Origin of the sequence: Vibrio marisflavi CECT 7928, assembly GCF_921294215.1 — a bacterium.
GTDB classification, from domain to species: Bacteria; Pseudomonadota; Gammaproteobacteria; order Enterobacterales; family Vibrionaceae; genus Vibrio; species Vibrio marisflavi.
In genome coordinates this window covers 1,052,111-1,075,636 of record NZ_CAKLDM010000002.1, presented here as the reverse complement: position 1 = coordinate 1,075,636, position 23,526 = coordinate 1,052,111, and the positions used below count along the sequence as shown (strand labels likewise).

Annotated in this window: 21 protein-coding genes; 17 read left to right on the top strand and 4 right to left on the bottom strand. The window is 40.3% G+C overall.

Translation table 11 applies throughout. The annotated features are described in order from the left end of the window. Position 1: 1 nt before the first annotated feature. From L7A31_RS11635 to L7A31_RS11580, 12 genes are all read left to right on the top strand, one after another. The gene (locus L7A31_RS11635) at positions 2-2,569 is read left to right on the top strand and encodes an MFS transporter (protein ID WP_237361724.1); all 2,568 of its coding nucleotides are present in this window, start codon (positions 2-4) and stop codon (positions 2,567-2,569) included. Between the two features lie 5 nt (positions 2,570-2,574). Further along, positions 2,575-3,591 carry an ABC transporter substrate-binding protein gene (locus L7A31_RS11630; protein WP_237361722.1) on the top strand — a complete coding sequence of 339 codons (1,017 nt, stop codon included), beginning with the start codon at positions 2,575-2,577 and terminating at the stop codon, positions 3,589-3,591. A 53-nt stretch (positions 3,592-3,644) separates the two neighbouring features. Next, positions 3,645-4,319, top strand: coding sequence for a substrate-binding periplasmic protein (locus L7A31_RS11625; protein ID WP_237363553.1), 675 nt, complete (start codon positions 3,645-3,647; stop codon positions 4,317-4,319). Between the two features lie 3 nt (positions 4,320-4,322). Then, positions 4,323-5,294 (top strand): FHA domain-containing protein, encoded by a 972-nt coding sequence (locus L7A31_RS11620; RefSeq protein ID WP_237361720.1) that lies wholly within the window; start codon positions 4,323-4,325, stop codon positions 5,292-5,294. Then, positions 5,291-5,773: a type VI secretion system lipoprotein TssJ gene (gene tssJ, locus L7A31_RS11615; RefSeq protein ID WP_237361718.1), complete on the top strand. Its 483-nt coding sequence runs from the start codon at positions 5,291-5,293 to the stop codon at positions 5,771-5,773. The genes L7A31_RS11620 and tssJ overlap by 4 nt, the downstream gene beginning before the upstream one ends. Before the next feature lie 36 nt (positions 5,774-5,809). Beyond that, the gene (gene tssK, locus L7A31_RS11610; RefSeq protein WP_237361710.1) at positions 5,810-7,141 is read left to right on the top strand and encodes a type VI secretion system baseplate subunit TssK; all 1,332 of its coding nucleotides are present in this window, start codon (positions 5,810-5,812) and stop codon (positions 7,139-7,141) included. A gap of 4 nt (positions 7,142-7,145) precedes the next feature. Continuing rightward, positions 7,146-8,342: a type IVB secretion system protein IcmH/DotU gene (gene icmH, locus L7A31_RS11605; RefSeq protein ID WP_237361701.1), complete on the top strand. Its 1,197-nt coding sequence runs from the start codon at positions 7,146-7,148 to the stop codon at positions 8,340-8,342. Between the two features lie 2 nt (positions 8,343-8,344). Beyond that, positions 8,345-11,743 carry a type VI secretion system membrane subunit TssM gene (tssM, locus tag L7A31_RS11600; protein ID WP_237361692.1) on the top strand — a complete coding sequence of 1,133 codons (3,399 nt, stop codon included), beginning with the start codon at positions 8,345-8,347 and terminating at the stop codon, positions 11,741-11,743. 31 nt (positions 11,744-11,774) lie between these two features. Then, positions 11,775-12,497, top strand: coding sequence for a protein kinase domain-containing protein (locus L7A31_RS11595; protein ID WP_237361684.1), 723 nt, complete (start codon positions 11,775-11,777; stop codon positions 12,495-12,497). Between the two features lie 185 nt (positions 12,498-12,682). Further along, positions 12,683-13,192: a GNAT family N-acetyltransferase gene (locus L7A31_RS11590; protein WP_237361682.1), complete on the top strand. Its 510-nt coding sequence runs from the start codon at positions 12,683-12,685 to the stop codon at positions 13,190-13,192. 81 nt (positions 13,193-13,273) lie between these two features. Next, the gene (locus L7A31_RS11585; RefSeq protein WP_237361680.1) at positions 13,274-14,041 is read left to right on the top strand and encodes a carbon-nitrogen hydrolase family protein; all 768 of its coding nucleotides are present in this window, start codon (positions 13,274-13,276) and stop codon (positions 14,039-14,041) included. Between the two features lie 192 nt (positions 14,042-14,233). Then, on the top strand, positions 14,234-14,929 hold the full coding sequence (locus L7A31_RS11580) for a 2'-5' RNA ligase family protein (protein WP_237361678.1): 696 nt from the start codon (positions 14,234-14,236) through the stop codon (positions 14,927-14,929). A gap of 136 nt (positions 14,930-15,065) precedes the next feature. Here the strand turns inward: L7A31_RS11580 and L7A31_RS11575 are convergent, their stop codons facing one another. Both L7A31_RS11575 and L7A31_RS11570 read right to left on the bottom strand, forming a co-directional pair. Then, positions 15,066-15,953, bottom strand: a complete 888-nt coding sequence (locus L7A31_RS11575) for a hypothetical protein (protein WP_237361676.1) — start codon at positions 15,951-15,953, stop codon at positions 15,066-15,068. A gap of 515 nt (positions 15,954-16,468) precedes the next feature. Continuing rightward, positions 16,469-16,858 (bottom strand): ATP-binding protein, encoded by a 390-nt coding sequence (locus L7A31_RS11570; protein ID WP_237361675.1) that lies wholly within the window; start codon positions 16,856-16,858, stop codon positions 16,469-16,471. Between the two features lie 124 nt (positions 16,859-16,982). Between L7A31_RS11570 and metA the strand changes: the two genes are divergently transcribed. Next, positions 16,983-17,924 carry a homoserine O-acetyltransferase MetA gene (gene metA, locus L7A31_RS11565; RefSeq protein WP_237361673.1) on the top strand — a complete coding sequence of 314 codons (942 nt, stop codon included), beginning with the start codon at positions 16,983-16,985 and terminating at the stop codon, positions 17,922-17,924. Positions 17,925-18,047: 123 nt separating this feature from the next. Further along, a complete protein-coding gene (gene pilW, locus L7A31_RS11560) occupies positions 18,048-18,755 on the top strand; it encodes a type IV pilus biogenesis/stability protein PilW (RefSeq protein ID WP_237361669.1) in 708 nt (235 codons plus the stop codon). Positions 18,756-18,790: 35 nt separating this feature from the next. Here the strand turns inward: pilW and L7A31_RS11555 are convergent, their stop codons facing one another. Continuing rightward, entirely contained in the window at positions 18,791-19,660 is an 870-nt protein-coding gene (locus tag L7A31_RS11555; protein WP_237361668.1) for a LysR family transcriptional regulator, read from the bottom strand. Between the two features lie 94 nt (positions 19,661-19,754). Here L7A31_RS11555 and L7A31_RS11550 point away from each other — a divergent pair, with 94 nt between their 5' ends. After that, positions 19,755-20,978: an MFS transporter gene (locus tag L7A31_RS11550; protein ID WP_237361667.1), complete on the top strand. Its 1,224-nt coding sequence runs from the start codon at positions 19,755-19,757 to the stop codon at positions 20,976-20,978. A 27-nt stretch (positions 20,979-21,005) separates the two neighbouring features. Beyond that, complete coding sequence (locus L7A31_RS11545; protein ID WP_237361666.1) at positions 21,006-21,569, top strand: DUF1415 domain-containing protein; 564 nt, start codon at positions 21,006-21,008, stop codon at positions 21,567-21,569. Here L7A31_RS11545 and L7A31_RS11540 read toward each other — a convergent pair. Further along, entirely contained in the window at positions 21,566-22,630 is a 1,065-nt protein-coding gene (locus L7A31_RS11540; RefSeq protein ID WP_237361665.1) for a sensor domain-containing diguanylate cyclase, read from the bottom strand. The genes L7A31_RS11545 and L7A31_RS11540 overlap by 4 nt on opposite strands. Before the next feature lie 198 nt (positions 22,631-22,828). On the opposite strand from L7A31_RS11540, the gene L7A31_RS11535 reads away from it, so the two are divergent. Beyond that, positions 22,829-23,404 (top strand): nucleoside triphosphate pyrophosphohydrolase family protein, encoded by a 576-nt coding sequence (locus L7A31_RS11535; RefSeq protein ID WP_237361664.1) that lies wholly within the window; start codon positions 22,829-22,831, stop codon positions 23,402-23,404. The last annotated feature ends 122 nt before the right edge of the window (positions 23,405-23,526 follow it).

Here is a 23,526-nt window from a genome sequence, read left to right as displayed (position 1 = left end):
CATGGCAGACACTGTATCAAACAACATTACTCCTAGATTTGCTTTATCGCTTAGAGTTAAGCTCGTTTTAGCAATTGTGTCTGTTTTGCTCTTTTCAGTTGGGTTAAACACTACGTTAAATTTTTTAAACTTTGAGAAGCGTTTAACGACTAGCTCTGATTCAATATATAAAACTGTATTGGATGAAACGCATAACGATATATCACAAGCCATTAGCCTGGGCCTACCGTTATCTTCAATTAGCAATATTCAATCAATTTTACAACGACGAACTAAATTGGTTGAGGGCATAACGGAACTCAGTGTTGTCGATAACGAAGGCAAACGGCTATTTGGTTCTGGTACTCATGTCTCAAATGGCGAAAAGGAGCGCCTGCTTTCCGTAAAAATAAAGAATACCTTTGGCGTAGATGTAGGCCAAGTTCGCCTGTATTACTCTACATCTAGACTCGATAAAGTCATTGATGGCCTACTTAAAATTCAATTACTGTATGCCGCTGGATGGATTTTGATATGCGTCATTATCGGATTCATTTCACTTAGATTTTTACTAGATGGACTGCTGAACAAGGTAAGAAAAGCGGACAACATACTTTCAAAAGAAGTTAGCGATGAACAGTGTTTAAACCAATTAAATCAAGCTCATAAAGCAATAAGCGTATCTAATATTGAAGGTAAGTGGCAACTGTTTAAATTTAAGCAATTCCCACTACTAATTATCGGCGTTGTAATATTTCTAACTATCGTCGCCAACTTTGGATCTGCTTATCAATCAATATCTACGTTTTCAAATGTTTACCAAATGCAATTGCAGCAGAAATCAAATCTTATCGGTGATTCTCTATCTACAATGATAAGCCGTCTGCTAGCTCACGGAGTGCCCGTAGATGAGCTCAATGGCCTAGACAATGAATTTAAGCACTATGTAAATGGTCACAACGACTTAGTTTCAATCTCACTACATAAAAACGGTAAAACACTATATCAGTATCAATCTCAAGACTCTGAAGCTTCGTCGGACTCTGGGCACCAAGTAACTGTCGGAAACCACAAAGATATTTCTCTCAATTTAGTCACTGATAACACGATAATCGCCCAACTATTAAAAGATAGTTTTTTAGACATGGTTACTGTACTCGTTGCATCCAGTTTAGTTGTGGCGGAAATAATTCTATTTTTATGTCACTTTATGATTTTGTCTCCATGGCAACAACTCAAACAGTCTTTACTCGCTGTCAATCGAGATGTAGTTAACTACCTAGTAAAAGTCACATCGAGAGATGAAATTGGACGCTTGCTAGACAAAATTAACAATGCTGTGGTCGCTCTCAACCCAAACAACCCTACTCAGCAACTTGATCGTCGTGATTGCCGGTTTATTCGGCTACCATTATTTCTATTGGTATTTGCAGAGGCGTCTTCACTGGCATTTTTTCCAAACTATGTTGCCTCGCTAGACAACACTAATAGCTTAATTCCAGAGCACTTAGTAACTAGTTTACCCATCTCCTTGTTTATGCTGGTATGGGCTATCTCTCTACCTTTTGCTGGTTATTGGTCTGATAAAGTAGGCAGACGATTTTCTCTAATCGCTGGTGGGCTTATCACGAGTTTTGGCTTATTTTGTACCGCGTTAACTTCGACGCTAGAGCTTTTATTACTCACTCGAGCTTTGACCGCTGTTGGCTATGGTATCGTATTTATCTCAGCACAAGGCTACGTTACCGATGCAACCAACAATGCAAATAGAACTAAGGGAATGGCTACATTCCTATCTGCCTTTTTCTCTGGCTCGCTTTGTGGTGCAGCGATAGGCGGTATTGTCGCTGACAAACTAGGTTACTCCGAGACCTTTTTAATGGCTTCTTTACTAGCTCTAATTAGCGCTGGGCTAGTTGCACTATTTTTTGACAAAAGTGCTATCAACACTTCCAGCAAGCCCGTAAAGCTGCAAGATTTTAAATCGTTATTGGGCAACAAGTATTTCGCGCTAATTACCTTCTTTAGCGCTATCCCAGCGAAAATCGTACTGACCGGTTTTTTATATTACATAGTCCCCGTATATCTAAAATATTTAGGAGAAAGTAGTGCGGCATCTGGAAGAATTATGATGGGTTATGGTTTAGCCATCATCGTTATTTCACCGCTAAGCGCCATGCTAATCGATAAGTTTCGCAACAAAATAGCCTTTATTGTGTTTGGTGGACTACTTTCAGCCCTCGCTATGCTGAACTTTGCTTTCTTCTCCGGCTCTTTTGGAATACTGCTGATAGTTATTTTGATTGGTATCGCTCATGGTGTGAGTGTGTCACCGCAGATCCCCCTTGTTATGGAGCTTTTATGCGATCAAGGGATTGATAAAGGAAAAGTTATTGGGATATTTCGTTTAACAGAAAGAATAGGTAATGTCGCCGGGCCACTTTTGGCAGGTTTAGCCATCGGTATACTGGGCTACAACACAACTATTGTCCTGTTTGGGTTCGCTTTATTATTTAGTGCATTTATCTTGTTGACCTTCTACTCTATTTTTTATAAGAAAGATAAACAACGCAGTTTAGAGGTGGCATGATGAGAATGAAAAAGTGCCTACTGATACTATTAAGCTTAACTGTAATACTTAGCTCTACCCTATTGAATGCTCAGCAAATAGTTCCCACACAACCAGAGAAAAAGCATGTTGTAATGCTACTTTGGCGAGGCGTCACCAATGCTGAAAAAGGGTTTATGGATTACCTCTCACCAAGGGTTAACGTAGAATTTATTATCCTAAATGCGAATAGAGATAAGTCTAAGCTAAAACAATACATTCAGAATATTGATCAATACCATCCGGATTTAATCTACACCTTTGGAACGACAGTAACACGGGAAGCCTTGGGTACTTACGACAATCCTTCTGAGTTTGAGCAAAGTCACCACATACCTGTTGTATTTAATGTAGTTACAGATCCAATTGGCTCGAAAATTGTGACAAGAAACGAAGGATATACTAGAGACTTTACTGGTGTAAGTCATATTGTCCCACTTACAGTCCAGTTTAAAGCGATAACCCAGCTGAAAGGAATTAAATCTATTGGAGTTATATATAACCCACTTGAACATAATTCCGTTTTAACCGCCAAGAAAATGTTCTCACTTGCTTCAGATTTCAATGTAAATGTGTTTCTTTACCCGCTTGGTCTGATTGGAAGTCAGCCAAACCTAGGATCTTTGGATAATATTGTGGCCAAAATGAAAGCGAATCATATTGACCTCGCCTACCTTCCACCTGACTCCTATATCATTGCCAATGGTAAAGCGGTAGTTGAAAAGCTGCAAAGTGCCAATATTCCAACGTTTTCTGCAACAGAAACACCAATTCGCAAATACGATGCTTTATTTGGCGTGGTAAGTCGATACTATAATGCTGGACAGTTCGCTGCGTATAAAGCCGAGCAGATTTTAGACAATAAGAAAAGCGTCAGTAATATACCGATTGATTCATTGAGCCAATATTCGTATATCGTGAACATGGAGGCCGCGAAACAACTTAACTATTACCCACCTGTATCCATTTTAAAAATTTCTGAACTTGTAGGGAACAAACAGTGATGTTAAAGAAATTTGCTAGATCAAAACATCAGATCAGGGTGATCGCGTTGAGTATGCTGTGTATCACTGGTTCAGCACTCGCAGAAACGAGTGTCGGACCATCAAGGCTGCTGTTAACTACACAAAACTGGCCACCGTACCAAGAATACAAGAACGGTATCATGCAAGGCATTGCTCTGGACAAAGTGAAATGTACTCTCAGTAAAATGGGGCAACCTTATCAAATCACCATGACTAAGTGGTCAGAGGCTCAGCTAAAAGTACACAGCGGCACGCAACATGGTTTTTTTGTTGCAACTCGAACCAAAGAGCGTGACGAGTATGCAACACTGTCGCTGCCTATTGCGGAGCAAAAACTTGAATTTTATTTCGCACCCGGTGTTGAACCCAAGTTAACCGAACTCTCAAAGATTAATTTAAAATTTTCCGCTAAGTTTGGATCCAACAAATGGTTTTGGCTAAAACGCCATGGTTATAACGTAGTAAAGCAGCCTCGGAATGCGAAAGTACTATTAAAGCTTTTGAAAGATAGAGAAATTGACGTCGCACTAGAGGATGAGTTAGTTTTTAATGAGGCACTTGAGCAGGCCTCTTTACCCACTGATTATTTCAAACGCAAGGTATTAGAAACAAAAAATATGGGCGTATATTTTTCAAAGCGTTTTTTAGAAAAATATCCTGGCTTTCTGAAAGCTTTTAATTCAGCCATCTTAAAGTGCGAGGGGTAAACAGTGTCAATTAGCGTTCACTTAATTTCAATACCAGAAGAAGAAGTCGTCGCATCTAGGGTTATTTATTTACCTGAGAGTGGCGGTAACTTTGGTCGCGCCCCCTCTTGCGATATCGCGCTACCAGATCAAAGTAAAAGGATTTCACGAGTTCACGGGCAAATAAAGCTAACAGACAACGGTTATACCGTTGTACACAGCAGCCCCAATCGCTCAATGCTCAATGACAAACCCTTGCTGAGAGACAAAGAATATCCCCTAAACGATGGTGATATCCTTAAAGTAGAAAACTACACGATACTAATAAGTACATTGGTAAATTCTAAACCAGAGCAAAAGCCTGCTAAAGTTGAAGACGAGCCGTTTACCCAAAACTTCACTCTCGAGCTTCAAGAAGATGACACCGACTTTTTAGATACTGGTAACATAGATACCGAAATAAAAAACGAGTCGAGCTTTTCGCAAGATCATGTTTTGAGCGATGACCCTTTCGAGTCGGATCCATTTGAAGATATCGATAAAAGCAAAATTGAGCCAAACATCGAAACAGAGTCTTTTGAGGATGTTGACTCTATTGAAACAAGCAGTCCTTTTTCTCCACCTGAATCAGACTCTGAATATTTGCCTGTTAATTCCATGGCTGCACGAGGAACATACCTAAGAGAGTCAATCGATAAACTGATCACTATGGCAGAGAAAAATGAGCAGTATCTGCAAAACCCGCAACTGCAGCACGAAGCTCTCTTCGAAGCTCTAGAAAAAACCGTCGATCAATTTTTGGAACACTTTGCGCCGCGGCAGCTTGAAAGCCAGTTCAATGAATACATTGGAGGTATATTTTCCAGCAAAGAGAAAAAGTATTGGCGCATTTATCGTAAGCATTTTAAACACCGTAAGGAAAATGGTGATTTTCAACGACAATTCAAAGCATTATTCATGGAAAACATGCAAAAACAAAGTAAGGATAATCAATGACCAAGTGGCTAGTATTGCTCTCAGTTTTTCTTTACGGCTGCTCATCAGATCCAACGCCAGCGATAACAAAATATAAACTGGTTGTGAACGCTGATGCTAGTATTAATCAATATCAAAATAAGGTATCAAACCCTGTTGTAGTAAGGCTTTACCAGCTTACGGATCAGCAAGTTTTTAAGCAGTTAGCATTCATCGATCTATATAGCAATGACGTACAACTGCTCGGGGCAAGTTTAGTTTCGAAACAAGTATTACCCATTGTCTTGCCTGGTAGTAAGAAAGATATGGAAATAGACGTCAACAAAAATACTCAGTACATCGCGACATTAGTAGAGTATGCAAACTATCAAAATAGCGAGCCTAAAGCTGTCAGCGTACTGCCTACGAAGTCTGATCAGTATTTAGAACTTGACCTTACTGGCAACAAGTCAACTTTGAAGGTTGTAACGCCAGAGTCTAGTTGGTGGCAAATTTTTTAGCCTAGTCAGCTTAGGCAAAGAACATAGGAATTTAACGTGGACGCGTATAAAAAAGTTGTTTGGCAAGAAGGTATGTTCATTGCCCCCCAGCACTTTCAACAACAAGATCGGTATGTACAAAATTACATCCGACAAAACGTTGAAACGTTGGCTGGGTTCTCTCCGTTTTACGGCATCACTGAGTTAACTATCAACCACGATTTGCTACGAATTGGCAAACTCTCCATCTCGTCTTGCGCTGGCGTTTTCCCCGACGGTACGCACTTTGAGCTTTCTCACGAAGTTGCAATCGACATTCCACAAGGTACCATTGAAACCGTTGCACATTTAGCTCTCCCCATTTCGCTGCAGGGAAACAACGACTATAGCGAAAGCGAATCAGATCAAAGCCGCTACTTAACTCGCTCTATAAACGTATTTGATGCCTCTACATCAGCAAATGCAAGTATCGCTATCGACGTTGCTCACCTTAACATTACGTTGAAACTAGAAAATGACGACACATCTGGTTTTACTTTAATTCCCGTTGCCAAAATCCTCGAAAGTAGTGATTCTGGTGATGTCATTCTCGACAGAGCGTTTATTCCCGCTTGTTTACATTACGGCGCCTCTCAGTTTCTAACTGAAAGACTAAAAGAAATTCATGCGCTAACCAGTAACCGAGCACAAAACCTCTTACAGCGGATTCGCGCAGGGCAAGGGCAAAAAAGCGCTCAGTCCATGATGCAAGACTATCTATGGCTACAGACGTTAAACACATGGCTTCCGTGGTTCGATCTTACTATCGCTAACCCTAAATTACAGACGCATGAGCTATACGGGAAATTAAAACAGTTCGAAGCTCAAGTAATGGCACTGACACCCGCAATTCCCGACAGTAGTTTGCCTTTGCAGTACCATCACTTGTACAACAGCTTTAACCCATTGTTCTCCAGCTTGCGCAACATGCTAACTTTGGTTCAGCAAGACTCGGTTATCGAGTTCCATTGGGATACCGCGCTATTCGAAAAACGCCGTTTACTTCGCACCATCATTAAAGATCCAAGTAGCGTAGCAAATCGTCGGTTCGTACTGAGCGTTAAATCTAATGTAAGCAGCGCTGAGCTGAATGAGCTATTCCCGATTTCAGCCAAGCTGAGTAGCAATTCACGAATCGTTGAGCTAGTAAGAAACTCCCTCTCTGGTATTTCTCTTACTCCACTACCTCTTGCTCCAAATGAGCTAAAGCCGATGCAGGGAGTTGCCTATTTTGAGGTCGATGCAGCAGACCGAAACTGGCTTGATATGTTAGAAACAAGGGACGCGCTTGCACTTCATGTTGATGCTCGCATTTCCGAACTAGAAGTTGTTCTTTACGCATTGAGATAGAGTTATGGATTACTTAGATGAAGCAACCCTTGTCTGGGATGACAAAGAGAGCGATGTTGCTGAACAAGATCTCAGCACTGACACGTCGACAAAGGCAAGAGTAAAGGTCTCCAGTACACAGGTAGAGTTCCTACGACACTTCGACAAAGCTGAAAATCAGTTAATCAACATTAGTAGCGAGTTGTTAGCGACTGTCTTGAAAATTTCTACTTTGCCAGAACCTGAAGACCTCGCTTCACTAAGAGGCAGACTCGTCGAAGATATCAACTCCATAAAAGCAAAAGGCGCTACCCTTACCTACCCTGTCGCGGTAATCGACAAGCTATGTTTTTTATACGCTGTAGTCGTCGATGAATTTATCATTTACACCGAATGGGGCGAGAAACGAGGATGGGAAAATAAAACTCTGTTAAGTGATCTGTTTGGCATGAGAAATGGTGGTGAGTTATTTTTTACTGTCGCAGAGAAAGCCATTCGCCAACCGAGCAAGCTTATTGATTTAATTGAGCTCATATACCTGTTCATTAATATTGGATTTAAGGGTCAGTATAGAGAGGCCGGTAGTGAACAGTTAAAAAGCTTTGTTCATAAGCTTGAACAGATAATCAGTCAATATAGACAAACTAGTGGCATTTATTGCCACACAAAGGTCTCACTACCTAGGGTACGAAAACCTACTCGCAGAAAACGCTATCTGGTTACGTCACTCTTTTTTATATGCTTAATCGCGACTTGTATTGGTCTTACTAAATTTTGGTACACAAAGACACTACCTCAACGCACTCGTGACTTTGTCCATTTACCTCAATTTAGTGAGCGGTATGTGTTGTCCGGTCAAGTAAAAGATATCGTATTTATTAGTGACGACGACGATCTCGCGACGCCCCCTAAAAGAGCGAGCAAGGTTGAACTAGTGTCTAAAACACCACCTAGTTCGCTAGCAACTAGTAAGTCACAATGGTTCGTACAGCTTGCTACTTTTTCTTCTAAGAAAAATGCCGAGAAGTTTGTAGATAAGCTTGCACCATCCAGTTACAAAACAGAAATTCTACCGTACAAAAGCTATTTCAGAGTGATTGTAAGAACGAGCGCTTCAAACAGCGCAAATACCATTAAAACATGGTATGAAAATAATACGAGTATCAAGCCCATTCTTGTTAGGGGTGATGTGCCAAAAAACAGCAAGGAAGAGTCTAAGTAATTATGGCAGATGACAAGTCTTCAAAAGGCAATCGACGTAAAGCGCTAGGTTTCGCTGCCCTAACATCTGTATTCTTTTATACAGCTGGGACCGCAGCCGTAATGTTAACGCCCCTCAAGTCTAACTTGATCATGATGCTTGTGATCAACTTGGCTTTTTCTTTAATCATTGGGTTAATTGCCTACCTTCTTTTCAATAAATTCAAAGGGAAAAAGGCCGAAAAATCAAATGAAATTGCTGTAATAAACAAACGAAGAAAGCAGCTAATTGCACACTTCAATAGAATGCAACGCCTACAGCAGCGAAAAAGGCGATTCCAAAGTAAATATGATCACCCAATCTACTTACTACTCAGTTCAAACCCATTGCAAGATAGAAACATCATCACTCAAATGGGTTACGAAGCATACAAAGTAGACGATTTTGGCAATGATATTGAGTTCCCGATTTTGTTTTGGCTTGGCGAGCATTCGACTCTTATTTCGATAAGTTTGGATGAAGACCAAAGACCAGAATATCTAAAAACATTGTGTAAGTGCTTAAACAAGTGGCGTCCTAGACAGGCCATCAACGGGATCCTTCTTACAACAGAAGCTTCATTCTTACTAGAGAATAGCGAAACCATCACTCATAAAGCGGATGAGTTAAAATCTCATATTAAAACCTATAATCATTCTTTCGGTTTAGATCTACCTGTCTACAATGTCATCACAAATATGGGCAGCATCAGTGACTTCTGCCAGTTTTTCTCGGCGTTTGATGAATCCAAGCGCGATGATGTATTTGGTGCTACTTTTCCATTCCAGAAAACAGGTGGGATAGACGCGAACTGGTATAACGACGAGTATGACCACCTGATCAGCCAACTTATCGCAAGTATGAGCAATGCTCTTTCTGGGCAATTAAACCAAGAATTCAGAAACTCTATCGCTAGTGCTCCTTTCCAGTTTGGTCTACTGAAACAAAACCTATGGGCTTTCTTACAGCGACTATATCGTGGAGAACAGCTCAGCAACGGGTTGTTATTTAGAGGGTTCTACTTTACTCACAATGGCCAAGAGCACGCACAAAACGATATTTTAGCGGGCACTGTTAATCACTCTCTGGGTAATGAAACCTTCACCCAGCATCAGCAGATGCCAATTCACCAAACGTTATTTGCTCAAAGAATTATGAGCCACGTTGTTCTAAACGAGCATGAGTTAACAGGCGTTAACAAGCGGAAGGAGAACACCCTAATACTGAGCCAGGTTCTCTACACCGCTTTTTGGGTGCTGTTGCTCGTTGGTGTACTGGCGACGATCAAGTTTGACTTTGATTTCCAAAGCCAGCGTGACTCTCGCGCTGATATGATGCTCGATAGATACAAAGAAGCCATTGCAGCCTCTCCGTATGATATTGAGAACTTAGAAGAAAATATTCCAAACTTATATTCGTTGTACCGAATTTACGACTTATATAGACAACCAGAACCATGGTATGCCGTGCCATTAATTTTAGGGCCTAGCATTAAACAAGCTGTGGAAAATGCGTATTTCAGTGAACTGCAAGCTGTACTATTACCTTCGATGGAGAACATGTTAGAGAAAGATTTATTTGTCTACGTTAACCTAGAAGATCAGTCAAAGACGCTCGCCCTCTTAAACGATTACCGTTTGCTATTCAACCCACAACGAACTAATATTCAAGAGCTTAAGTCATATTTTATCACTTCTCTACAAGATCAAGGTGATGCAGATACAGTAAGCGTTGCACAATTGCGTGCTTTGCTAGATGACGTTTTCTCCCATGACCTAGTGCCTAAAAAACCTAACATGGACCTAGAGAAGCTAGCTAAGAAGGTCATCAACCAAACTGGCATAGAAACACTGCTCTATGACCACATCATCCATTCTCCAAAATACTCGACTCGAATCGATATACGCAAAGAGCTAGGAAGCAATTTTGATCGCCTCTTCTCGTTCTCATCGAATTATGTGGGCTATTTTGTACCTTATTTATATACCCCTACTGGGTTCAACGAGCTGGACCTTTCAGTAGATTCTCCAGCAATTCAAGAGGCGCTTAAGGCCTATGAAGGCGTCGCAGGAACAGCACCAAGTGCTTTAGAAATGTACCGCATTAGCCGAGATTTAAGGCAAATGTATCAAAATGACTACATCAACTACTGGCGCAACTTCATCAATAATGTGAAGGCAAAGCCTGTGACCAATCCAAGTGAACTCAACAATGCTGTGAACTTGTTAGCTGAGACTTCTGATAACCCATTAACCAAGCTTTTAACGGTCATCAACAAATATACTTCCGTAGAGCTTGCCATGCCCAAAGCACAAAAAACGGAAGATCAAAAGAAAGAAGCTAAAGCAGCGATGCAACAGGATCAAGACTCGAAGCGATCAGCACGGCAAATTACCATTAATTTCCGCAATTACCACACGGTGATGAACGAAAATTCTCAGAACATACGCCCTATTGATAACTTGATGAAATCAATAGCTAAAGCGAAAACATGGCTAGATAAGTTCTACACTAGTGAGGAACCTGAGAAGCTCGCATTCCAAACTCTATCAGCAACGCTAAAAGTGGAGAACCCAGTCAGTACTCTTGCGAAAGAAGCCTCTAATCAGCCATCTATGGTTAACGCTTTGCTAACAGATGTGACCCAACAAAGCAATGATATGGTGATGTCTCTAGCACATGACTATCTCAACTCAAGTTGGAATGCAGAGGTATATCGTTCGTACCAACAAACGATCAAACCATTCTATCCATTTGATAAGAAATCGAAAATCGATGCTAGCGTTGCAGATGTAAAAGCCTTCTTTTCAACAGAGGGGACATTGAGTAATTTCTACAATACAACGTTAAAGAACTTCTCATTTGAATCAGGAAAGAACCCTTACCTGCCAGGCCTTTTACCTAACACTGGATTAGCGCTATCTCCTAAGTTATGGACAATGATCGATAAGTCTCGAGATATTAGAAAAGCTCTGTTCTTATCAGATCCAAACAACATCTCGATTCAATTCCAAATGAAAGCCATAGACATGAGCCCGAGTATTACTGAGTTCTCTATTTCAACCGACAAACCAATCTTTACTTATAGGCACGGACCAACCCTATGGAGCCAGCAATCATGGCAAGGAGAGTCACAACTAGAAGATTTGTTGAGTGTGGATGTTGCAGCTCAAAGCACCACCATCGCTAAGGAAAGCTATGAAGGCAGCTGGAATTGGTTCAGACTGATTGAGCCGAGAGTGAAAGACACAACGGCACAAGATACTCAAGTTGAGTTCGACTTTGGTAAAGACAAAGTTAGGTTGGCAATAAAAACTCAAGGAAGAGAAAACCCATTTGTGCCCGGGTTCTTCTCCGCTTTCAATTTGCCAAGTGCAATCTAACAACTTGACTCCCTCTAACAATGGCGCACTTATGGGCGCCATTGATCATTTCTCTAAATTGGGAGTTCAATTTACTACACAATTCAATAGTCGCGTTTACAAGGCGTTACACCCTACTCATGGTGAAGTTATATTTAAGTTTGCGGCTTCAATACACCAAAAACTGGCTCTCAAAAATGAAGCCGAGTTTCTTCACGGTAATACAAGTCGCAACTGGCCAAAATTTTTAGATTACACGAACTATCGGGCTCTGAATGTACTCATGTTGAGCTACCTCCCAGGAGAAAGCTTAGCTTCTATTATACAAGAAGGTAGCCTACCTAAAATTGGAACTGGACAAATCGAGGATCTAATTCAGTGTGTGCATAAAACCGGCTTCATCCACGGAGATATCAAACCATCCAACATCATACTACGCCCGGACAAAACGCTAGGGTTAATTGATTTTGGCTGCTGCTGTAGACTCGGCACTCCCTATAAAGAGCACAATGCAAAAGGAATTACACCTAGCTTTTCTGGGCTGCCGCCTTCACCAAGCTGTATTGCAAGCAAGAAAGACGACTGGGTTTCTACCGCAATATTGTTAAGCGTATTGAACGGTAGCCACCCATGCAATGGTGAATCACTTTACAGTGCGCTTAGAAAACAAAGTGATATAACACTAAGCCGACTTCCAGCCAAATATCAGGTTGTAATACAACAGCGACTTGAGAAGCTAGAGCATCATATGCGTAACATAAGCGACGGTATTTAGCCGAATACCCCACTATTCCCTCTAAGTACAATAGAAATTTGCTAACCTTTAGCGCGTACCGTTACGACTATACGCTTGTACCACTTCCTCGAATAATCGGCTAACCATACATTTCTACAGCTTACTTTTCGCTTACGGTTTGATAATGTGTGATTTAATTTAGTATCGAAGGATAATTTGCATAGATGGACGCTGCAAACCTAAACCACTTACGCGCTGAACTTGCTGATTTTTTGCCAAAGGACTTTAAGTTGCTCATCAATTGGATTGACTCTAGTGAACTCAATTATCTATGGGGTGGGCCAAAATTTGAATTCCCACTCACAATAGAGCAACTTCAGCAGCACTACACCCAAGTTCAAGCTAAGCCCTTTTTACTGATAGTACGAAATGAAGCAGTTGGATTTTGCGAACTATATAAAGTATCAAAAACTGAGTATCGAGTATGTAGAGTATTTGTAAGTCCAGCACATAGAGGGAAAGGATATGGAGCGAAAATCCTAGATCTTGTTATAAGTAAAGCCAAGAACAAATATAGTTCGCAGAGATTATTGCTCAACGTTTTTGCTCATAATAAGCCTGCCATTGCATGCTATGAAAAGCTTGGTTTCAGGACCTATGATATTGTTAGTGATATCCGCTCTTTCAACGGAAACAACTGGGATCTTGTTCGTATGTCTATAAACCTATCGTGAGATTTGCCCTATTTTTCTTATGCGTGATAGGATGGCTACCCTCATATAACCCGTTGTTTTATGGTTCGTAGGTATCGAGTAATGAATAGTTTCGTTAGGTTTGCTTTGGCGCAGCTTAAAGTGGATAGCGGTAACATCGCAAACAACCTCAAATGGCACAAAGCAGCGTGTTCTCATGCGGCTCAACTAGAGGTAGATGTTGTTGTCTTTCCAGAACTCTCTCTGACGGGTTATGAACTCGAATTACTTGAAAGCCTAGCATTAAGCAGGTCATCAAGCATCATTAAAGAGCTTTCTAACATAGCTGTTTCAGAAGGATTAACTGTAATAGTTGGATTACCTTTAAGAACCAAGCAATCTAAGCCTTATATAAGTGCAGCCATCCTTCATCCTAATAGAAGCGTAGACTTCTATCATAAACAGTACCTCCATCAAGGCGAGGAAAAATACTGTGCAGCAGGTGAGAAAAACTGCTTCTTTAGTGTTAATAGAGTAAAGCTAGCATTGGCCGTATGTGCCGATTTTACAGAGGAGCAACACTATAACGATGCTTATAAAGATAATGCAGACGTGTATTTAGTCAGTGCCTTAATTGCAAAAAACGGCTTTTTCGAAGATAGTAAATTGCTGTCTAATATTGCAAAGAAAATTAACACTCCGGTCTTACTCTCAAACTATGTCGGTAAAACAGGGGGATTGGATACAGCAGGTAGATGTAGTGTATGGGACAATAATGGCAGCATTGTTGGTGAAGGGAGTGAAAATAAAGAAGGTTTAACTCTATGTTCATACACCAATGGCCAGCTTTGCGACTTTAGTTATCATCCATTTGAAAGAGCCCAGAAATAGACTGGTGGATAACCACATTGATCGTAGGTGAAGCAGTATTCAGTTTTTGCGTAACTATAAGTTCAACATTTATATAATATTGATGTATCTAGCTTGTTCAATGGCAAAAGAACACGTGGATATGCAAATGTACTCGTTAACGTGTTTGTATGTACTTTAAGAAGAGCTCTATTAAGTAGGAAACGGTTTTAGGTGAGAGAAGAAAAACGAATTTACGACAGTATGTGGGATAACTTCGAGCAAGTGATAAAAGCCGGAACATACCAAACCGATAAGTTGATTGACAGTCCATCAGATAACCGTCGAGGAATTACAACGCTGTCTTATCTTAGGGGTAGTACTCCGTTAACCGAAAATATTTCCAACTTTTTGAACGACCTTAAATCTTTAGAACCAGAGCAATACTATCCCGCAATATCGGAACTCCATGTAACAGTTCTTACTATAATAACGTGCTATGAAAACTTTCATATCTCTGATAGTGAAGGACAAGACTATGCCGAAGTGTTTAAAGAGGCGGTTCAATCAGTAAGCCCTTTCGAATTGAAATTTAAAGGGGTTACCGCCTCTCCTAGTTGCATTCTGCTGCAAGGCATTATGCAAGGTGAAAGTTTAAATGAGCTGCGAAATAGTCTAAGGACTGGATTAAAAAAATCTAAATTACAATTCGGTAAAGATGCAAGGTACAACATCGCAACAGCACACTCTACGGTGGTTCGATTTAAGCAGCCATTACACAACGCCAATCAATTATTTGAGTTGCTGAAAAAGTACCGTGAATATAATTTTGGTACTCATACTGTCGGTAGTGTGCGGCTAGTAACCAATGATTGGTATCTGAAAGAAAACAATACAAAGCTACTAGCGGAAGTGAAACTAGATCTTTAGCTGTAGGTAGTAAAGTAAATACCTCAAAACAGCATAAGCATAGTTGACTCTGAGATAAGACTAAATTAGTACAACTAAATTACCTATGCACATCTTCAACAATACAGCGTTGTAGATTGCCCTTATCCCTTTCAAATTAGTTATTTTTATCTATATATTTACCGTGATACATATCTCTGCCCCTACGTTCTCTTCTGACCGTTTTACTTCGAATGCTATTACTTCTTCCTATAGCATGCAATTCTGTTCGCCCTATATATTTAGCATCAATTGGTATATAGTCGTACCTTCCGTTAAACTTTACTTTTACAAAATTAGATGGTTTTAAATCAATTGGGTTGAATCCCATGTTCTGAAGCATAGTAACAGCACTCATGGGGATCTTTTCACCTTCAGATAGCTTTTCAGCATTTTTAAATAGAATAAATCGTGTAATCCCTTCACTTGTTTCTATACTACCAATATTATTGACAACCTGAACTTGCCCCCTCTGCTTATATCGACCATTATAAAACATATCAGAATTATAAATTTCGTTTAGCCTCAAGTCTTCATTGCTCATCTTTGCTGCTTTATTCAAATATTTTTGTTTTGCTATTTTATATCCGAAACCTAAGTCTGTATCTATATAGGTTGTACGGTGATGTCCTGATGCTATTTTTATGCACTTTAGAGCAGAATGAATTTTTTTCGGAGTGAGTGATTTCTTTATGTTCCTTCTTGAAATAGTAAAAAAACCCTTTTCTTTATCCCTATGATTATTTATTGCCATTCTTTGCTCGGGACTTAAAAAAGGATAGATAAGATTATAAACGCCTTCAATTCTTTGCCTTTGTTCTCTATTTCTGCTCCGTACGATAATATTTCCATTGTCTAAAATTTTTGAGTCACCAGATCTATATATGATATAATCGCCTGAAGAGTTTCTGCCAGCTCTAAGCTTATCATTGTCAGAAAAACCCGCTTCACCTAGCGCAGAAACCAATTCCAAGCGAGTATTTATTAAGGACATATTAACGTACATATTTATACCTTTAAAATATAAAAAATATAACCAGCGAACTCAAGCCTTTACTTCTTGCCTTCATGAATGATTTAGTTATATAAATCAAAAATTAGCAACCGTTAAGTTTCAAGTGACAAGTTTCTAGTTATTAATTAAAAATATAACATTCCTACCAGTTCAGTTGACATCTATTATTTGCCTAATTATAGAAAACTGACAAAAGATAATAATTAAGTAATCAGTATATATTTATAAATCTCCTACGACGGGATAAAACTTGTGTCTAGGTATGGTTCTATTGAATTGCTACATTATGGAACCTTACATACTTATAATCAAAATAATATTCATAATATATACATTCCAGAATGGAATACTCGATTATTTCTTCGGCATATTTTTCATATAATATATGACTCTCCCCGATTACAACATTTAAGAGTCAAGCGACTGTTCTTTTTGGATTTAGAGGAAGCAATGATTAAAGCCACTGTACTGTTTTTATAAATAATAGAAGGTCGTGACCAAAATCTTTAGTACTTCATCGATTGCCACCTACTTTTCATTCTATCGATGCTTTCTTGTGGTACGCCATGCGTGTTTGCGTAAGTGGCATGGCATTCTATAATTTCGAACTTTGCACCATATTTTTGTGCCATTTTTTGATAGGGCTTGATTTCCCACAAACGCACAAATGTATTGGATACGACTGCACTTTGCCCTAGTGAAAGTGACTGCCCTACCTTGTACTGACACCACGCATGAGCCTGTTTAAGCTTGCTCGCATCAAAGATGTACTTACCCTGTTCATTAACAAAGTACATATCAGCTTCATAGTGATTCATTTGGTATTTTTTCGCCAACGTGGATTTTCCAGAACCTGGCAGCCCTCTGATCAAGATTAGCTTTAGTGTTGAAGTCATCATCTAGCCTAAAAGTATTGTTAAGGCACAATCTATCCTAAAAAAGTTTTTGGAGCTATCGACATCTCTTTTCAATTGGGTTAGGTTTAGAAGTATAGACGTCCAGAATAAAAAGGAAGGCACCGTGCCAATAAAAATTCCCGATCAGTTACCTGCTTCCGACGTATTGAGGCATGAGAATATTTTCGTCATGCCAGAGACTCGTGCTTCTAGCCAAGAAATCAGGCCACTGAAAGTGCTTATCCTAAATCTAATGCCTAAAAAAATAGAGACGGAGACTCAGTTTCTAAGACTGCTATCAAACAGCCCGCTTCAAGTGGATGTCGAACTCCTTCGCATTGATAATCGTCCTAGCAAGAACACTCCCACTGAACACCTAAATAATTTTTACCGCCAATTTGAGACCATCAAAAACCAAAATTATGATGGGTTAATCATTACTGGAGCACCATTAGGTCTAGTGCAATTTGAAGACGTTATTTATTGGGAACACTTACAAAGCATCATGCACTGGGCACGTGACCACGTCACGTCCACACTTTACGTTTGTTGGGCTGCTCAGGCAGGATTAAAGCTTCTATATAATCTTCCTAAGAGAACACGAAATAAAAAGCTATCTGGTGTCTATATGCATGAAATTCACCAGCCTTACCATCCTATTCTAAGAGGCTTCGACGATTCATTTTTAGCTCCGCACTCTCGATATGCAGACTTTTCTTCTACATTCATTGACGAAAATACCGACCTAGACATTTTGGCAACGTCTGACATCGCCGGAGTTTACCTTGCGGCTACAAAAGACAAACGCAACGTCTTTGTTACAGGTCACCCTGAATACGACGCCCTCACCCTACACTCAGAATATACACGCGATGTAAAAGAAGGATCAGATCCTGCGATTCCAGTCAATTACTACCCAAACAACGACGTAAATAGCACTCCTAAAGCGACGTGGAGAAGTCACGGGCATTTGTTGTTTTCAAATTGGCTTAACTACTGTGTTTATCAACAAACTCCTTACGACTTGGCTCAATTTAGTGAAGAGCGCTTCACCGTAGACGACTAGCAGATGTAATCTCACACCTTGGTGACTCTATGTATTGTATGAGTTATCGCAGTAGCGACTATCAATAAAGAGGTACACCGTAATTATTAATATAATAGGCGTTTCAAATAGTTAAGAGCGCCTATGAAGCACAGTCTAACTCCAGCCGCGATCCTCATCACCTTCCTAAGCGCGTGTACATCAACTAATACTTATAATGATGATCTAGCCCGTTCAGAAAAGTCTGCGATCTCACGAGCTGAGCTTGGTGTCGCCTATATGGCACACGGTGAGATTATAAAAGCTCGTGAAAACCTGCTAAAAGCCTACAATATAGATCCAACGAACTTATTCGTGCTACTTGCATTAGCTCAATATTACGAGCAAGTTAATGAACTTGAGTCGGCAAATAAGATATACAGCCAAGCGGTGCAACGTTTTCCCAAAAATGGATATGTACTCAATAATTACGGCACTTATCTTTGCACGCAAAACCAATACCTTAAAGCACAGAATTACTTTAAAGCTGCTACCAATTCTTCTTATCTGCATGTCGCCGCCAGCTATGAAAATTACGGGCTATGCATGCTGAAATCTGGTGAAAAGCAATTGGCGTACAAAAATTTTAGTCGTGCGTTAGGGTATGAACCCAATCGATATGTTTCATTGATCCAATTGTGCCGAATTGATGTTGAAATGAAAAATTACGCTAAAGCCGAAGCAAGGCTCACTAACTTCCACAGTGTTTATGGGTACAGGCGAGAATCAACTAAGTTATTGATTAAAATTGCAAAGCTACAAAACAATCGACAACTAGAAAATAGGTACACCTTACTATTCAATCAGCTGTAAGTTGTTGGCAAACCATATATGGCAGAGCGCTTCCACTATACATACCGCTTTATAAACTCAATGAAAGCTCGATCTGCATTCGACTGATAACCATCTTTCCGCCACGCCAATGCCAGATCCAAATAGATTCGCTCTTGAAACGGAATACCTTTTATACCTTGCTCGTGATGGGTAACTAAATCTAATAGAGCCGTCACTGCGAACTCTCTTTTCACAATGCTTAAAATCATAGTCAGTAAGTTGGTTTCGTATGACAACTTCAAGCTATGTCCGTACTGCTGTGAAGCTTGATCGATATAATCACGATGGAAGTAGCCAGGCTTGAACATGACTAAATCCTGCGAAAAAAATTCTTCATATGTGATTGAAGATTTGTCTGCTAACTCGTGCGTATCACCAATAACAGCAAGCATTTCAGCCTTTAGCAAATGATCCGTCTCTAGCTCTTCGGGAACATCTCTTTCAAGAATGACCCCAATATCTAGTTCACCACTCAACAACATCTCGCGAATTGACTGTGTACCTGCATCGATAAGCACCAATTTCAACTGTGGGTACTTTGACTTAAAAGCCATAATAATTTCGGGAAAGAAGTAAGATCCCATCATACTCGGTGCACCTAACCTAACCTCTCCCTTTTCCAAGCCTAACAACTCATCTATCGCTAACTTCGCATCTTCCACCTGCTGTAGAATCCGCTTTGCGTGCTCCATTAGAACAATCCCTTCTTGAGTCAGTTCTACTTTTCGATCTTTCCTGCTAAAAAGCTCAACCCCTAGCTGCTGTTCAAACTTCTTGATTGAAATGCTAAGAGCCGGCTGAGCAATATTCAAACTATTAGCCGCATGGGTAAAGTGACCATGCTCGGCAACGGAAATAAAGTGTTTAAGTTGACGGATTTCCATGATATACATTTTTTATCGTATTTATATTTTAAATATATTTTATTAATGATACTGGTGATGCTAGCTTGATCACATAGCCTTTGAGAGATATAAAATGATCGAGCACAATACCGTAGAATATCGTCGAGTCATCATAAGCTTAGCGCTAGGCTCATTCCTGATATTTTGTAACCTCTATTACTTCCAACCCATACTTCCACTGTTATCTCAGTCATTGTCAATTTCTGAGACCACCTCAAATTGGATATTCGCAGCTTCAACGCTTGCATTGTCAGTTTGCCTTGTCCCTTGGGCGATATGCTCTGAATCTGTGGGTAGGCGAAAGATAATGTTAATAGGGCTTTTTGCAATGCCATTCATTGGGATCAGCTTAGTTCTAGGTAACAGCTTCTATGCGTTAATCCTAGGTCGTGCAGTGATGGGAATTGCTATCGCCGCCTTCGCCTCGGTTGCAGTGGCTTACATGGTTGAAGAGCTTCATTCAACCGCCTTTTCACATGCTATTGGGGTCTACATCGCCGCTAATTCATTAGGAGGCATCGCAGGCAGAATACTTGGCGGTACACTCACGGAGCTCTATGGTTGGAAGCATGCGGTTCTTCTAATTGCACTACTTACCGTGGCGGGCGCTATTGCAGTGTATAAGCTACTGCCTGCTCAAAAACAATTCAAACCTCAAAAAGGACTATTTTTTCACCATAACAAAGCTGTTATTAAACACCTTCAAAATCGTAGGGTTTGGTTTGCAATGCTCATTGGCGCTGCTAACTTCGCTCTTTTTGTCAATGTTTATACTGTTATGGGTTTTCGACTGGTCGCTCCACCTCATGACCTAACCATTGGTCTGGCTTCCCTCATATTCTTATGTTACCTGGCTGGTACAGTCAGTTCGACTTTTTCAGGTAAATGGTGCTCGAGGAGAAACCCGCTACATGGGATGATTCTTGGCGCGTTTATTTGTTTTTTCGGTCTGCTAATTGCCTACTTTGACACGATACCTGCAATGTTCATGAGCTTAATTTTAATTAGTCTAGGTGGCTTCTTCACTCACACACTTGCATACTCTTGGGTAAGTCAAAATGCAAACGAAGCGAAAGCAACTGCAACTGCTCTTTATCTTGTACATTATTATATTGGCGGTAGTTTAGGTGGCTTCTTTCTCTTATACTGCTGGCAAAGTATGTCTTGGCTGGGTGTAATGATTGGAGGCAGTGCACTGATTGCAGTAATTTTGCTGCTCAGCTTTGCACTACTCAAACAACATCCACGTGTAGCAGACAATAGTGAAAAGCAACTGGTTAAAGTTGCAGCAAAATAAACAGAGATATAAAGAGCAGCTAGTAGAATGAATCAAAATTCTGAAACTCTGATCATCGAGCAAGTAGAAGCTTGGTTGGAAAATGTCGTAATAGGACTAAACTTATGTCCATTCGCAGCCAAACCACAGCGTAACGGACAAATTAGAATCGTAGTAAGTCAAGCCAAGATTGAAGAGCTACTTTTAGAGGATATACTGCAGGAAATGCACAAGCTTCAGTCGACAACGGTAAGTGAGCTTGAGACCACGCTTGTCGTTACGCCATACATGTTGAACGATTTTTATGAGTATAACTTGTTCATCAACTGGATTGACGCAATGCTTGAACAGCAGCAGTTAGAAGGTGAATTCCAAGTGGCAACCTTTCATCCAGACTATTGCTTTGCTGGCAATGAGCCTGAAGACGTTGGCAACCTAACGAACCGATCCCCCTACCCGATATTTCACTTGATTCGAGAAGACAGTTTGGAAAAAGCTCTAAAGCATTTTCCAAACCCAGAGACCATTCCAGACACCAACATCGAGACCGTTAGCAGCCTTTCTGAAAAGGATATTGAAGAGTTATTTCCACACCTAAAAAGTTCGGATTAAACAGAGCTAACAGTTTCAAACTGTTTCGCAACAATACAATTTCTTCCCTGGCTCTTTGCTTCGTACAAGCACTCGTCAGCTAGGGAAATAAAATCGTCTAACACCGTCTTTCGGCAATCTTCGTTTATAGCGTCAAAATCGAAGTGGCACACACCAATGGATACTGTCAGCGGGTTGCCTGCTACCTTTACCTCATTTGCACATTCATGAAGTCTTTTGAGCACACTCTCACGCTCAGTTAACTCGCGCTCAGGTAGCCAAACTACAAATTCTTCACCACCAAATCGCGCTAAGTAGTCCGTTGAACCAACAACATTTTTTAACTGCTCTGTAATCTTAACTAACACCTCATCACCAACTTGGTGACCGTGAGTGTCGTTAACTCGTTTAAAATGGTCTATATCGATAAGAGCTAGACTTCCTTTTCCGCTCGCTGCTTTCATTCTTTCAATATCAGCATGCAGTGTTTTGAACAAACAACGTCGATTAGGAATTTTTGTTAGAGGGTCGTTTAGTGCTTGGAATTCAAGCTTTTGGTTTAGCACCTGCAGCTGATCTTCTTGCTTGCGGCGAATCATTTCAACTTCCACCCAAGAAGCCATCAGCTTTAACGCATCAATATCGGTGCTTTCGAATTTGCGATCATAAGGTCGTGCCGAGGAAAAGTTTAGTGTACCCACCACCTCATCATCAACGAAGATCGGAATACCAATATAAGACTCTAGGCCAAATGCTGAATACGCTGGATGAGAGGCATATTTATTGTGTCTGCCCATATGCTCAATAGCAACTGGCCCAAACGCACTACACGTGATTTCGCAATAAGTGGATGTAAATTCGAACTCGTCCCCAGCATTCAAAGGCACTTCTTCTGGTGTGACACAGTTCAGCACTGTGTACTGATTTCCATCTATCTTAGATAAGATGCCAATGTCGAGATTAAATCTTTCCAACCCTAGTATCAGCAGTTGGCTGATTTGAATATCGAACCCCTTTTGGTAGTCGTTAGTGATTTGATAAATTCGCCTAATTAGCTCTTCACTTTCATTTATGACTGGCATATATCCCCTAAAGACAGCTCGTCCATGATAAATTCTTTTGGTTAATGATATTAAAGACTAGTCATCAACTTATATCAATGAGCTCGGTCTCATCGTACGAAAAACACTCTGATATTAAATAATTTTAATCGTTTCAATGTGGCACGGCTAAATAGGCTTTGTTAAGATTAATTCGTTTTTCATTATCGGGCCCAAAGAATGCGCTTATCCAAACTTACCCAACCTATCTTTAATCATTTATATCAGGACATTTTAGAGTTTCGTAGTACGTTTGATCTTCCTGTAAACGCACCAGCGACTCTGGACGAGCAAGCAGACACGCTGCATACCTCACTTGCCATCGAGGAATTAACTGAGCTCGCTGACGCAGACTGCAAAACTGAAAAAGCAGATGCAATCATAGACACTGTCTACGTACTTATGGGCCGCCTTGTCCACCTTGGGCACAACAATATGGAAGACAACCTTTCAATTAGCTATTTGATCGACTTGCTGTTGAATGTTGCTGAAAACATCGGAATCGAATTTGTTCCATGCTGGGACGAAGTTCACTCAAGCAACATGAGCAAAGTGTGCCGTGACGAAAAAGAATACGCGGATACTGAGGCACATTATGCCAAGCAAGGTGTTAAGTTGATGTCTGTTCAAAAAGGTGAATATATTATTGCCAAATGTGCAGAAGATTTTATTGCTGAAGGGAAGACCATTAGACAAGGCAAAGTATTAAAGTCAGTCTATTACCGTCCTGCTAACCTTGAACCACTGACTGCTTAGAGCTAAAAAAATAGCCACCTTACATAAGGTGGCTGAATAGGTGTTAGAGCTTAAAGGACCAGAGTCTAACAAGAACGAGAATGTACGATATTAACCAATTCAAGACTCATACCAACTCACCA